This window comes from Nonomuraea sp. NPDC054003 (assembly GCF_055585125.1).
In genome coordinates, this window is sequence record NZ_JBVJKR010000007.1 from 159466 (window position 1) to 172075 (window position 12610).

Below are 12610 nucleotides of genomic sequence, written 5' to 3' on the forward strand. Positions count from 1 at the left end.
GCCAGGCGCCATGGACCGGCTGATCGGGCCGGACGCCTTCGACCTCGTCCAGCCTGCGGGGTCCAGCCTGTGGTGGAGGATGGACGCGGTGGCCGACGGCTTCGAGGCAGGTGTCTCGGAAACGACCTCATGTGGAGCGCCGCCAGGCGCGAGCGACGGCCTCCAGGGGTCGGCCGACAGGCCGGCTGGAAGGAAACGCCTGAGCTGTCATGGCGCGGAGCGCCTGGTGGGCGAAGCCCTTTGGGAGAACTGGAATGGCGCCAAACGTTGAAAGCCCTCGGCGGAGGGCCGAGGGCTGGTGGTGGACGATACTGGGATTGAACCAGTGACCTCTTCCGTGTCAGGGAAGCGCTCTCCCGCTGAGCTAATCGTCCGCGTGGGGAAACCGAGCGGAAGACGGGATTCGAACCCGCGACCCTCACCTTGGCAAGGTGATGCTCTACCACTGAGCCACTTCCGCGCCCGCCCGGATGAACACCGGGTGACGAGAGAACCATAGCGAATAGTCGCCGACTCCCCAAACCGGATTGTCCGTCAGACGGGGATCGACGTGTGCCCGCCGTTGACGGTGACGCGCTGCCCGGTCAGGTACGCGGCCTCGTCGGAGGCCACGAACGCCACCGCCGCCGCGACGTCCCTCGGCGTCCCGATCCGCCCCACCGGCACCTCCGCGACGTAGTCGCCGGCCTCCAGACCGGCGTGCCGCTCGACCGGGATCCAGCCGGGCGCGACCACGTTCACGGTGATCCCGTACGGGCCGAGCTCGCGCGCCCAGCAGCGGGTCATCGCGTGCTGCGCCGCCTTGGCGGCGGTGTAGGCGGAGGTACGCGGCAGCGACCGGTCCACGATGTCGGAGCCGATCTGGATCACCCGGCCCCGGGCGCGCTCCCGCATCGCGGGCAGGCAGGCCTGGACGAGCAGCGTGGGGCTCTTGACGAAGAACGTGAGCTGGTCGAGCTGCGCCTGCCAGGTGAGCTCCTCGACGCCGACCTCGGGCTGCGGGCCGGTGGCGTTCAGCACCAGCGCCTCGACCGGCCCGAGCGCCCGCGCGACCCGGGCCACCAGGCCGGTGACGGCGGCCTCGTCCGTCACGTCCGCCTGGAACGCCTCCGCGTGCCCGCCGGCCGCCCTGATCTCACCGGCCACCACCTCGGCCCCCGCCGTGTCGGAACGGTAGTTGACCGCGACGGCCCACCCGTCGGCGCCCAGCCGGCGCGCGATCGCGGCGCCCAGGCCGCGCGATGCGCCGGTGACCAGCGCGACTCTTCCCTGCTCATGCACGTCCGCCACCCTATCGAGGCGCATGCGGCGCGCATCGCGGGGTAGCGGTGTGTGAGCCGGAAACCCGTACGAGGGGGAAGGGTCTCATGGTCACCCCGAAGTCTCACGCCGGTACCACGCGCTCGCCCGTACAGAAGGCGGCGCTGCTCGTGGGGGTGGCGTTCCTGATCGTCGGCCTGCTCGGCTTCGTGCCGGGCGTCACCACGAACTACGACACCATGCAGTTCGCCGGTCACCACTCCGACGCGCGGCTGCTCGGCCTGTTCCAGGTGTCGGTCCTGCACAACATCGTGCACTTGCTGTTCGGGGTCGCCGGTCTGCTCATGGCGCGCACGGCGGCCGCGGCCAAGGCGTTCCTCATCGGCGGCGGGGTCATCTACCTGCTGCTGTGGGTCTACGGGCTGCTCGTCGACAAGGAGAGCGCGGCCAACTTCGTGCCGCTGAACACCGCGGACGACTGGCTGCACTTCGTGCTGGGCGTCGGCATGATCGTGATCGGCGGGCTGCTCGGCCGCCGCACCCTCGGGACCCGGCACCGGTGACGCTTCGACCGGCGTCGAAACGTGCCTGGGCTACGGTCACGGTATGGGTAACCCATCCGATGCGGACATCGCGCCGGTCGCGGCGCTCATCGCCGACCCGACCAGGGCCGCGATCCTTACGGCGCTGCTCGGCGGGCGCGCGCTGGCGGCCGGCGAGCTGGCCCGGGTGGCCGGGGTGAGCGCGGCCACCGCCAGCGCCCACCTGGCCCGGCTGCTCGACGGCGGGCTGGTCGGCGTGGTGCGGCAGGGCCGCCACCGCTACTACCGGCTGGCCGGGCACGAGGTCGCCGAGGTGCTGGAGGTGCTGGCCAGGGTGAGCGCGCGGCCGCCCGTGCGGTCGCTGCGGCAGTCGCGGCAGGCCCGGCTGCTGGAGGAGGCGCGCACCTGCTACGACCACCTGGCCGGGCGGGCCGGCGTGGCCCTGCTGGACGCGCTGCGCGGGCAGGGCTGCCTGGACGGCGAGCGGGTCACCCCGGAGGGGGAACGGCTGCTGGCGGAACTGGGCGTGGACGTCGCGCGGGCGCGCCGGGCCAAGCGCAGATTCGCGCCCGAGTGCCTCGACTGGACCGAGCGCCGCGCCCACCTCGGCGGCGCGCTCGGCGCGGCCGTCACCACGGTGCTGCTGGAGCGCGGCTGGTACCGCAGGGGCAGTCTGCCGCGCGCGGTCGTGCTCACCGGGGAGGGACGGGAGGGGCTGGCCGCGTTGTTCTCCGGTAAGGAGCTAACATCGCATTCGCCGGTTACCTAAGCGGGAGAAGCACATCATGCGCGACAACGAGGTCGTGAACGTCGGTCCCGATCCGCTCACCTTCGACGACGTCATCCGGGTGGCCAGACACGGCGCCCCCGTCCGGCTCACCGACGACGCGGTCGCCGCGGTCGCCGCCGCCCGTCAGCGGGTGGACGACCTGGCCGAGGCCCCCGTCCCCGCGTACGGGATCTCGACCGGGTTCGGCGCGCTGGCCACCCGCCACATCGACCCGGCGCTCCGCGCGCAGCTGCAGCGCTCGCTGGTGCGCTCGCACGCCGCGGGCAACGGCCCCGAGGTGGAGACCGAGGTGGTGCGCGCGCTCATGCTGCTGCGCCTGCACACGCTCGCCACCGGCCACACCGGCATCCGCCCGACCACGGCCAAGACCCTCGCCGCGCTGCTCAGCGCGGGCATCACGCCGGTGGTGCACGAGTACGGCAGTCTCGGCTGCTCGGGCGACCTCGCGCCGCTCGCGCACGTCGCCCTCACGCTCATGGGCGAGGGCGTCGTACGCGACAAATCCGGAAATGTCACCCCGGCGGCCGAGGCGCTCAAGCAGGCCGGCATCGAGCCGGTCGAGCTCGCCGCCAAGGAGGGCCTGGCCCTCATCAACGGCACCGACGGCATGCTCGGCATGCTCATCCTCGCCATCGACGACCTGACCCGCCTGGCCAGGACCGCCGACGTCAGCGCCGCGATGAGCGTCGAGGCGCTGCTCGGCACCGACCGCGTGTTCGCCCCCGAGCTCCAGGCCCTGCGCCCGCACCCCGGCCAGGCCGCGGCCGCCGCCAACATGGTCAGGATCCTGGCCGGCTCCGGCATCATGGCCAGCCACCGCGACCCCGAGGCGTGCACCCGCGTCCAGGACGCCTACTCGCTGCGCTGCGCCCCGCAGGTCGCCGGCGCCGCCCGCGACACGATCGCGCACGCCGCCGCCGTCGCCGCGCGCGAGCTGGCCAGCGCCGTCGACAACCCGGCCGTGCTCGACGACGGCCGGGTCGAGTCCAACGGCAACTTCCACGGCGCGCCGCTCGCGTACGTGCTGGACTTCCTCGCCATCGTGGCCGCCGACCTGGCCTCGATGTCCGAGCGGCGCACCGACCGCTTCCTGGACGTGGCGCGCAACCACGGCCTGCCCGCGTTCCTGGCCGACGACCCCGGGGTCGACTCCGGCCACATGATCGCCCAGTACACGCAGGCCGCCATCGTCTCGGAGCTGAAGCGGCTGGCCGTGCCCGCCAGCGTCGACTCCATCCCCAGCAGCGCCATGCAGGAGGACCACGTCTCGATGGGCTGGTCGGCGGCCCGCAAGCTGCGCCGCTCCGTCGACGGCCTCACCCGGGTGCTGGCCGTCGAGGTGCTCACCGCCGCCCGCGCGCTCGACCTGCGCCGCCCGCTCACGCCCGCCCCGGCGACCGCCGCCGTGGTTGGGGCGCTGCGCGAGACCGTGCCGGGGCCGGGTCCCGACCGGTTCCTCGCCCCGGAGATCGACGCGGCGGTGCGGCTGGTGGCCGAGGGCGGCGTGGTCGCGGCGGCCGAGTCCGTCACCGGCCCGCTGGGTTAGGACGGCAGCGCGACGATCGCGTCCACCTCCAGCAGCAGCCCCGGCATGAACAGCTTCGACACCTCCACGGTCGTGCTGGCCGGGGGAGTACCGGTGATGTACTTCCTGCGCACCTGCCCGTACTCGACACGGTCGTCCATGTCGGTCAGGTACGTGCGCAGGAACGCGATGTCGCCGAACCCCGCGCCCTGGTCGGCGAGGATCTCGCCCAGGCACCTGAAGACGTGCTCGGCCTGCTCGGTCATCGACCCCTCGCCGACCAGCCGGCCACGCTCGTCGAAGGCCGCCTGGCCGGACACGTAGAGCATGTCGCCCACGCGCACCGCGTGCGAGTACATCCCGTTCGTGGCCGGCACCGTCGCGGGGTTGAGCGGCACCGCCCGCCGTTCTTCCCCGACCGGGTCACGCCCGCCCTCGACGTGCCCGGCGACGGCGGTCAGGTCCCGCTCGCCCAGGCCCGCCGCCTCGGCCTCCCGCAGCCGCCGGTGGGCCGCGGTCGCCAGCGTCGCCCCCGGCCACGCGGCCAGGCCCAGGTCCTTGGCCGCCAGCCCGAGCGCGTAGCGGGTCTCCCGCGCGGGCTCGCGCAGCCGCTCCGCCACCGGTCCGAGCGGGGTGCCCGCCAGCACCTCCAGCAGCGCCGCACGATCCACCCCGTGCGCGGTCCCGTACGCGAGCGTCTCCGCGACCAGCACCTGGGCGGGCACGAGAGCGCTCATGACGGCGAGCTTCATGGCCGCGCCCGCGCCGAGCGGGCCGCACTCGCGCACCGTGCCGAACACCTCCAGCACCTCGCGGCAGCCGGACACGTCACCGCCGGCCAGCACCGTCAGCGCGCCCTCGGCGGCCGGGCCGACGCTCCCCAGCACCGGCGCGTCCACCAGGCGCACCTCCGGCGGCAGCAGCGAGCGCAGCCCGCGCACCTCCTCCGGGCCGATCGTGGACATCTCCACCACCGTCGCCCCGGGCCGCAGCCCCGGCAGCGCCGCCGCCAGCACCTCACGCACCGCGGCCGGGTCCCGCAGCATCGTGATGACGAGGCCGGCGCCCTCGACGGCCGAGGCGGCCGTCACCCCGGTCCCGCGCCGCCACGTGGTCACCTTGTGCCCGGCGCGCTCCAGCCGCCGGGCCATGGGGACGCCCATGCGTCCCTGTCCGAGAAATGCGATCACGTCCCACAGTGAAGCCGAACGCGTGGTATTCCACCAGCGACTATATTGCATGGCAGCCATGCCTGATACGAATGCCTTCGACACCGCCACGCTCCGCCTGTTCGACGAGGTCGCCAGGAGCGGATCGTTCACCGCCGCCGCCGAGCTGCTCGGCTACACCCAGTCCGCCGTCTCCCGCCGCGTCGCCGCGCTCGAACGCGCCGCCGGCGGGCCGCTCTTCGAACGCCTGCCCAGAGGCGTCCGGCTGACCCCCGCCGGCCACCTGCTGCACCGCCACGCCGCCGGGGTCCTCGACCGGCTCGAACGAGCGGGGGAGGAGCTGGCCGCGCTGCACCGCGGCAGCGGCGGCACGCTGCACGTCGGCTCGTTCGCCACCGCGAACGCCGACCTGGTGCCCGCCACCCTCAAACGGTTCGCCGACCGCCGGCCGGCGGTCGACCTGCGGCTCGCCGAAGCGCTCAGCCCGCGCCTGATCGAGCGCCTGCACGCCGGGGCGCTCGACGTGGCCGTGATCAGCGACTACCTGGTCACGCCGCCCGGCGGGCTCCGCCTGGTCCCGCTGCTGGAGGACCGCCTGCTGGTCGCGCTGCCCCGCGACCACCCGCTGGCCGGCCAGGACGACGTCGACCTGCGCGACCTGGCCGGGGAGTCGTGGATCGAGGCCGCCCCGCGCGGCCAGCCCACCCTGCTCCTGGCCGCCTGCGCCGCCGCCGGCTTCACCCCGCGCGGCGGGCTGCGGGTCGCCGAGTGGTCGGGCAAGTTCGGCTTCGTCGCCGCGGGGCTCGGCGTCACGCTCGTGCCGGAGCTGGCCGCCCGCGCCGTGCCGGCCTCGCTCGTCCTGCGCCGCCTGCGCGGGCAGCTGCCCGCGCGGACCGTGTACGCGGCCCTGCCCGACCCGGCGCTCCCGGCGGCGACGGAGCTCGCCGGAATGCTGGGAGAATGGAAGGCGTGTACGACGGATACGCGCACTTAGGAGATCGGTTCGCCTCCGGGCTGCGCGACGTGACGACCGACCTCGCCGCGCTCGACGGCGAGGGCTGGTGGGCCGTCGTGGTCGACTACGAGGGCAAGGTCACCTGCGCCCGCTTCGACCGGGTGCGCCGGGCTGCGCTGCCCCCGCCGCGCGGCCCCTGGCACGGCCCGCGCCCCGGCGAGTGGCACAGCTCCCTCGACCGGGCCGCCTACGAGGCCGGCGTGCGCGCCATCCGCGACCACATCGAGCAGGGTGAGGTCTACCAGGCCAACCTCTGCCGCGTCCTCACCGCCCCGCTGCCCGCCGGGTCCGACCCGCTGGCGCTGGCCGCCCGGCTCGCCGCCGGCAACCCCGCCCCGCACGCCGCCGTCATCCACCTGCCCGGCCTCGACGTGGTCTCCGCCTCGCCCGAGCTCTACCTGTCGCGCGACGGCGACGTGGTCGAGTCCCGCCCCATCAAGGGCACCGGCGTCACCGCCGGCGACCTGCTGGAGAAGGACCACGCCGAGAACGTCATGATCGTCGACCTGGTCCGCAACGACCTCGGCCGGGTCGCCGTCCCCGGCAGCGTCGAGGTGCCCGAACTGTGCGCCGTCGAGGAGCACCCGGGCCTCGTCCACCTCGTCTCCACCGTCCGCGCCCGGCTGGAGCCGGGAGTGGGCTGGGCCGAGCTGTTCGCCGCCACATTCCCGCCCGGCTCGGTCACCGGCGCGCCCAAATCCTCGGCCCTGCGCATCATCAATCAACTCGAACCCGAGCCGCGCGGGCCCTACTGTGGGGCCGTGGGCTGGGTCGACGCCGACCGGCGCACCGCGGCGCTGGCCGTCGGCATCCGCACGTTCTGGATCCGCGCCGGCCAGATCCGCTTCGGCACCGGAGCGGGCATCACCTGGGGCAGCGACCCCGGGCGGGAATGGCTCGAAACCGAGCTCAAGGCGTCCAGGCTGATCACACTGGCATCCTCAGGAGGAAAGCGATGAACGTCCCGGTCTGGGTCAACGGCGAACTGCACGACCCCGCGCGGGCCACCGTCTCGGTCTTCGACCACGGCCTCATGGTCGGCGACGGCGTGTTCGAGACGATCAAGATCGTCAACGGCAGGTCCTTCGCCCTCACCCGCCACCTCGACCGGCTCAGGCTCTCGGCCCGGCGCATGGACCTGCCCGAGCCCGACCTGGATGCCATCGCCGGCGGCATCGAGCAGTGCCTGGCCGCCGCCCCCGCCTGGCCGCTCGGCCGCATCCGCGTCACCTACACCAGCGGCCCCGGCCCGCTCGGCTCCGACCGCGGCAACCAGGGCGCGACCTCCGTGGTGATCGTCGACGAGCAGAAGCCGTTCCCCGCCGCCGCGGACGTCACCGTCGTGCCCTGGCCGCGCAACGAGCGCGGCGCCCTGTCCGGCGTCAAGAGCACCTCCTACGGCGACAACGCCAAGGCCCTGGCCTACGCCAAGGCCCGCGGCGGCGGCGAGGCGATCTTCGGCAACCTGGCCGGCAACCTGTGCGAGGGCACCGGCTCCAACATCTTCATCGTCCGCGACGGACGGCTGCTCACCCCGACGCTGGAGGCGGGCTGCCTGGCGGGCGTCACCCGCGCGCTGGTCGTCGAGTGGTCCGGGGCCGAGGAGGCCGACGTGCCGCTGTCCGCCCTCTACTCCGCGGAGGAGGCGTTCCTCACCTCCACCACCCGCGACGTCCAGCCGATCGCCCGCGTCGACGACACCGTGCTGCCCGTCGCCCCCGGCCCGATCACCGCCAAGGCCATGCGGGTGTTCGCCGAGCGCGCCGCCGCCGACCTCGACCCCTGAGTCCCGCGCCGGGCCGCCCCACCGGGGCGGCCCCGCTCAGGTCAGTAGCTCTTCTGGGTCTGGACGTTGAAGTCGTCCATCTTGACGTCCTTGGCCGGATCCGTCAGCGGGTCGTCGATCTTCAGGACGTCCAGGCCCATCTGGATGTCGGCCGAGTACACGTACCCGTTGTAGTAGTACGCCGACCACGACCCGGCGATGCCCTCCTCCGGGTACGGGCCGCGCTCGAAGAAGCCGATCTCCTTGATGGCGTTGGAGTCGGTGAAGTCGAGGAAGGACACGCCACCCTGATACCAGGCCTGGACCATGATGTCCTTGCCCGGGATCGGCAGCAGCGAGCCGTTGTGGGCGACGCAGTTCTCGGTCTCCTGCTGCTCACGCGGGATCTTGAAGTAGCCGCGCTTCTCCAGCTTGCCGCCGACGATGTCGTACACCGCGTTCGCGCCCTTGGTGGCGGGGATCTCCGAGGTGCAGGTCGGGGACGAGCCGCCGCCCAGCTCGTCGGTGAACAGCACCTTGGTCGCGTCGTTGTTGAAGGTGGCCGAGTGCCAGATCTGGAAGTTCTCCTGGTCGGTGACCTGCTGGATCAGCTTGGGGCTCACCGGGTCGGTGATGTCGAGCAGGAAGCCGTCGCCGAAGCAGGCGGCCGCGGCCAGGTTCTTCTCCGGGTAGGCGGTGATGTCGTGGCAGCCGGTGCCCTCACCCTGGTTCTCGATCGGGATCTCCGGGGTCGCCAGCACCTTGGCGGAGGCGGGGTCGTCCATCGGGATCTCCACGATCTGCAGCAGCTGGTGAGGCGGCGGGCAGGTGTCGGAGGAGGGCTCGGGCCCGGGGGAGGAGACGTAGACGAGCAGCTTGTCGTCCGTGGGCACCATCGTGTGCGTGTGCGAGCCGCACTCGGTGGCGACGGCTCCCACGTACTTCGGGTTCTTCTTGTCGCTGACGTCGAAGATGCGCAGGCCCTCCCACGCGCCCCGGTCCTCCGTCGAGTCGCAGCCCTCGCCGCTGCGCGGCGCGTCGATCGACAGGATCACCAGGTTCTCGTGCACCGACACGTCGTTCTGCTGCGCCGGGCAGGTGACCTGACTGACGATCTTCGGGGCGGTGGGGTCGCTGATGTCGAAGATCGAGAACCCGCCGAAGTTCCCCATGTAGAGGTAGTCGCCCTGGAAGGCGAGGTCGGTGTTCCAGTCCATCGGGCCGTTGAGCGGGGCGGTGCGCGGCACGTTCGCCACGTGCGTGACGTTCTCGCTCGTCATGACCTCACCGGGCGAGGCCTCGCTCTGCGACGACTGAGGCCGCTGGCTGGCGGGCGGCGCCTCCGCCTCCGGCTCTGGGCTTCCCGCGCATGCGGTGACCAGCAGAAAGGCCGCCCCCAGCGCGACCCATCGAACCTTGGCGAAGATCACGCCTGTCCCCCTCGTCTCATAGCTCAGTATGGAAGCTATGCCAGAGAGGTCCGGAATGCGCGCGCTATTGGTCACAGTTCTGCTGACATCGTCGGCCCTCGCGGCCTGCGGTGCGGAGGCGCCGCAGCCGTCACCGGTCGGCACCGAGGCGCCGGTGATCGTGCCGCAGAGCCCCGGCGCGACGGCCCGCACCGCGACCCCCGGCGAACAGATCGGGCAGGTGCCGGCCACCCCCACGGCGGCGGACGTGCGCTTCGCCGAAGGCATGATCCCCCACCACCGGCAGGCGCTGGAGATGACCGCCCTGGCGGCGAACCGCACCACCACGGCCTCGGTGCTCGGCTTCGCCGAGCAGATCGCGCTCAGCCAGCAGCCCGAGATCACCATCATGTCGGACTGGCTGGCCGCCCTGGGCCGCCGCGTCCCGTCCGGTCACGACCATCGGGGCATGGAGGGCTACGGCATGGCGACGGAGGAGCAGTTGAAGGCGCTACGCGCGGCCGAGGGCGGCGTCTTCGACCGCATGTTCCTGCAGCTCATGATCAGGCACCACGAGGGCGCGCTCAAGATGGCGGAGGAGGAGCTGGCCGGAGGCAGGGATCAGCGGATGCGTCTCATGGCCAGGGACATGTACGCGGGCCAGGGCATCGAGATCGCCAGGATGCGCAAGATCCTGGACAAGCTGCCCGCCCGTTGACCCGCTCAGCTGGACCAGAGCATGTTGGACAGCTCGGAGTCCAGATCCATGTAGTCGGTCTCCCGCCCGGCCGGCACCTTCTCGTAGGTGCGGTGCAGGAACTCCGTCAGCGGGGCCAGCGGCACCTCGAACAGCGCCTGCCCGAAGGGGGAGGTCAGACTGATGTGCAGCGTGCGCTCGCCGTCGGCGCGCGCCGGCCACACCTGCACGTCGCCGTCGCCGACCCGCCGGACGATGCCGACGGTCAGCAGCTCACGGGCGAAGATCCACTCGACCGGCTCGTCGTTCCCCACGTGGAAGGCCATGCGGATGGCGTACGGGTCGTCGGCTGTGTAGCTGAGCCCGGCGAGAAGGGGGACGGTAGTACGGTCGGGGACCACAAGCCGAAGGCCAAGCTCGGCGGAGACGGTGGTGCTGTTCATCGTCAGCCAAACCTTTTCGTCGTAGGTCCCCTCTACGGGGCTTTCACTGCTCGGGCGTACTTCGTCCTCGTCCGAGCTATGACGGCGGAACGAAGAAACCCGTTGGAAAGATTCCGCTCCGAGGGCCTTCTGTAACGCAACTCACAGCTGGACATTTAGGCATCTACCTGGCTAAACGGGATCAGTTGGGCCGTATTTGCAAGGGTTTTGCGTGCAGTGGATCTCGTTCAGGGAGCCGCCGACGACCGTTCTCGATAGTGAGCACGTCGGGCGTCTACCCGGGACACGACGATGGTATGCCACGAGCCTGCCACGGCGGTGGGCAACCGCCGCGTTTCACCCCGAATCCTCACCCTGCCGTCTATCGTTTCGCCAGCGGGTGCCGGAGTGCGGTATGGTTTTCCCCGTCGGGCCCCGCGGGGGCCAGGCGGGGCGGGCGATTAGCTCAGCGGGAGAGCGCTTCGTTCACACCGAAGAGGTCACTGGTTCGATCCCAGTATCGCCCACCATGGTCAAGGGCCACTTCCCGGTCAGGGAGTGGCCCTTTGTGATCTCTCCAGTGACTAACTGAGTGACTGTCTCTCTTCACCGTCATCACCGGGAAAGATCCGGTCCATGACGATCGCGCCATCCTGGATGACGGGCTTGATCTGATGGCGATAGACCTTCTCGGTGACCGCCGATCCGCCAGCGTGCCCGATCAACCGGGCTATGTGCTCGACGGGGACGCCGTCTGCCGACAGCAGTGACACGAAGCTGTGCCGCATCTCCCGGGGCGTCCAGTCGGTGGCGACGAGACCGGCCCGGGTGATGACGCGCCGGAATTCGCGGCGGACGTTGCCGGCACTCATCGCGGTGCCGGTCCGGGTAGCGAACACTAAGCGCGCCTGATCGTCCTTGCCTGGTGTCGCCTCGCGGGCGTCCAGGTGATCCCAGAGCACGACCAGAGCGCGGACGCACCGATGGGGGAGTTGGAGCGTGCGGCGCGACTTGGGGGTCTTGGTGTCCCCGCTGGCACGCACCGACCGCCAGACGTACACCGCGAACTCCTCATGCTCCCAACTGGCCTCGATGACGGGCCGCCACTCCTGGCGGTCCTTGTCGTAGGCGACCACGTGCGACCAGGCGAGCTCACGCAGTTCCTCGGTACGAGCGCCGGTGAGGAGTGACAGCGCGACGTACGCCGCTAGCCAGGGCTTGGCTTGCTCGGCAGCGGTGAGCACCGCCTCAGCTTGCGTGAGTGTCAGGGACTTGGACGGGCGTCCTGGCTTGCCCTTCGGCAGTTCGCAGAGCAGCACGACGTTGCGTCTGACCTTGTCGCGGGCCTGTGCCCGGGTGATCGCCCGCTTGAGGATCGAGCGCAGTTCTTGGAGTGTCCGCGTGGAGACGTGCTTGGCTCGGTCGGCGAGCCACCGATCGACATCATCGGCCGACAGCTCCCGAAGCTTGCGGGCTCCGAGCAGCGAGACGATGTGCTTCTCAGCAAGGACGCGCTTGGTCTCGATCGTCTTGGGATCACGGCCCGCGAGCCCGAAGGCCAGCCAGTCGTGTACTGCGCTTGCGATGGTGTCATGACCGGCGGTAAGGGTGAGACCGTCGTCGAGGTCGCGCAGGGCTTCCTTGAGCTTGACCTTGGCTTCGGTCTTGGTGCGTCCGGCAGCTTTCCTGGTGATGCGCTTTCCTGCGGGGGTGTAGCCGACGGTGACTTCGGCGATCCAGCGTTGGCGGCTCTCACTCCAGTAAAGCCCGCCGTCTCCTCTGCTACGTCGTGCGCTCATCAGGCGGACTGTCCTTCCCGCTCCAAGAGCGCTACGTACTCGGCGATGGCGGATGCGGGCACGCGGCGCGCACGTCCGGCCTTGACGGTGCGCAGGCGTCCGGACCGGATCTGTTCGTACAGGTACCGCCGGGACAGGCGGAGTACGACGCCAGCCTCGTTGACGTCGTACAGGGCTTGGCCCGGATACATGACGGTCCTGCCGTGAGTGGGCATGG

14 protein-coding genes and 3 tRNA genes are annotated in these 12610 nt (G+C 71.5%); 9 read left to right on the top strand and 8 right to left on the bottom strand.

Annotated features, from left to right (window positions below; genetic code table 11):
- The first annotated feature begins 10 nt into the window (after positions 1-10).
- Positions 11-271: a hypothetical protein gene (locus ACZ6YG_RS19930; protein ID WP_466018823.1), complete on the top strand. Its 261-nt coding sequence runs from the start codon at positions 11-13 to the stop codon at positions 269-271.
- Between the two features lie 28 nt (positions 272-299).
- Here the strand turns inward: ACZ6YG_RS19930 and ACZ6YG_RS19935 are convergent.
- The 3 genes from ACZ6YG_RS19935 to ACZ6YG_RS19945 form a co-directional block, all read right to left on the bottom strand.
- A tRNA-Val gene (locus ACZ6YG_RS19935) sits at positions 300-374 on the bottom strand.
- A gap of 14 nt (positions 375-388) precedes the next feature.
- Positions 389-460, bottom strand: a tRNA-Gly gene (locus ACZ6YG_RS19940).
- Between the two features lie 74 nt (positions 461-534).
- Complete coding sequence (locus tag ACZ6YG_RS19945; protein WP_271278681.1) at positions 535-1281, bottom strand: SDR family oxidoreductase; 747 nt, start codon at positions 1279-1281, stop codon at positions 535-537.
- Positions 1282-1367: 86 nt separating this feature from the next.
- Here ACZ6YG_RS19945 and ACZ6YG_RS19950 point away from each other — a divergent pair, with 86 nt between their 5' ends.
- From ACZ6YG_RS19950 to hutH, 3 genes are read left to right on the top strand one after another with little or no spacing between them, the layout of a single operon-like run.
- Positions 1368-1823 (top strand): DUF4383 domain-containing protein, encoded by a 456-nt coding sequence (locus ACZ6YG_RS19950; protein WP_148030770.1) that lies wholly within the window; start codon positions 1368-1370, stop codon positions 1821-1823.
- 43 nt (positions 1824-1866) lie between these two features.
- Positions 1867-2571 carry an ArsR/SmtB family transcription factor gene (locus ACZ6YG_RS19955; RefSeq protein WP_397197373.1) on the top strand — a complete coding sequence of 235 codons (705 nt, stop codon included), beginning with the start codon at positions 1867-1869 and terminating at the stop codon, positions 2569-2571.
- Positions 2572-2587: 16 nt separating this feature from the next.
- On the top strand, positions 2588-4138 hold the full coding sequence (gene hutH / locus ACZ6YG_RS19960) for a histidine ammonia-lyase (RefSeq protein ID WP_466018824.1): 1551 nt from the start codon (positions 2588-2590) through the stop codon (positions 4136-4138).
- Here the strand turns inward: hutH and ACZ6YG_RS19965 are convergent.
- Positions 4135-5307 (bottom strand): Rid family hydrolase, encoded by a 1173-nt coding sequence (locus tag ACZ6YG_RS19965; RefSeq protein ID WP_466018825.1) that lies wholly within the window; start codon positions 5305-5307, stop codon positions 4135-4137. The genes hutH and ACZ6YG_RS19965 overlap by 4 nt on opposite strands.
- Before the next feature lie 58 nt (positions 5308-5365).
- Between ACZ6YG_RS19965 and ACZ6YG_RS19970 the strand changes: the two genes are divergently transcribed.
- From ACZ6YG_RS19970 to ACZ6YG_RS19980, 3 genes are read left to right on the top strand one after another with little or no spacing between them, the layout of a single operon-like run.
- A complete protein-coding gene (locus ACZ6YG_RS19970; RefSeq protein ID WP_466018826.1) occupies positions 5366-6280 on the top strand; it encodes a LysR family transcriptional regulator in 915 nt (304 codons plus the stop codon).
- Entirely contained in the window at positions 6256-7260 is a 1005-nt protein-coding gene (locus ACZ6YG_RS19975) for a chorismate-binding protein (protein ID WP_466018827.1), read from the top strand. The genes ACZ6YG_RS19970 and ACZ6YG_RS19975 overlap by 25 nt, the downstream gene beginning before the upstream one ends.
- Positions 7257-8087, top strand: coding sequence for an aminotransferase class IV (locus tag ACZ6YG_RS19980; RefSeq protein ID WP_148030776.1), 831 nt, complete (start codon positions 7257-7259; stop codon positions 8085-8087). The genes ACZ6YG_RS19975 and ACZ6YG_RS19980 overlap by 4 nt, the downstream gene beginning before the upstream one ends.
- A gap of 41 nt (positions 8088-8128) precedes the next feature.
- On the opposite strand, the gene ACZ6YG_RS19985 is transcribed toward ACZ6YG_RS19980, so the two are convergent.
- The gene (locus ACZ6YG_RS19985; RefSeq protein WP_466018828.1) at positions 8129-9496 is read right to left on the bottom strand and encodes an LVIVD repeat-containing protein; all 1368 of its coding nucleotides are present in this window, start codon (positions 9494-9496) and stop codon (positions 8129-8131) included.
- A gap of 55 nt (positions 9497-9551) precedes the next feature.
- Here ACZ6YG_RS19985 and ACZ6YG_RS19990 point away from each other — a divergent pair, with 55 nt between their 5' ends.
- On the top strand, positions 9552-10193 hold the full coding sequence (locus ACZ6YG_RS19990; RefSeq protein ID WP_466018829.1) for a DUF305 domain-containing protein: 642 nt from the start codon (positions 9552-9554) through the stop codon (positions 10191-10193).
- Positions 10194-10198: 5 nt separating this feature from the next.
- On the opposite strand, the gene ACZ6YG_RS19995 is transcribed toward ACZ6YG_RS19990, so the two are convergent.
- Positions 10199-10615, bottom strand: a complete 417-nt coding sequence (locus ACZ6YG_RS19995; protein WP_148030778.1) for an SsgA family sporulation/cell division regulator — start codon at positions 10613-10615, stop codon at positions 10199-10201.
- A 434-nt stretch (positions 10616-11049) separates the two neighbouring features.
- On the opposite strand from ACZ6YG_RS19995, the gene ACZ6YG_RS20000 reads away from it, so the two are divergent.
- Positions 11050-11124, top strand: a tRNA-Val gene (locus ACZ6YG_RS20000).
- 54 nt (positions 11125-11178) lie between these two features.
- Here ACZ6YG_RS20000 and ACZ6YG_RS20005 read toward each other — a convergent pair.
- Together ACZ6YG_RS20005 and ACZ6YG_RS20010 are read right to left on the bottom strand one after the other, a co-directional pair.
- Entirely contained in the window at positions 11179-12393 is a 1215-nt protein-coding gene (locus ACZ6YG_RS20005) for a tyrosine-type recombinase/integrase (protein ID WP_466018830.1), read from the bottom strand.
- On the bottom strand, positions 12393-12608 hold the full coding sequence (locus tag ACZ6YG_RS20010) for a helix-turn-helix domain-containing protein (RefSeq protein WP_466018831.1): 216 nt from the start codon (positions 12606-12608) through the stop codon (positions 12393-12395). The genes ACZ6YG_RS20005 and ACZ6YG_RS20010 overlap by 1 nt, the downstream gene beginning before the upstream one ends.
- Between the last annotated feature and the right edge of the window lie 2 nt (positions 12609-12610).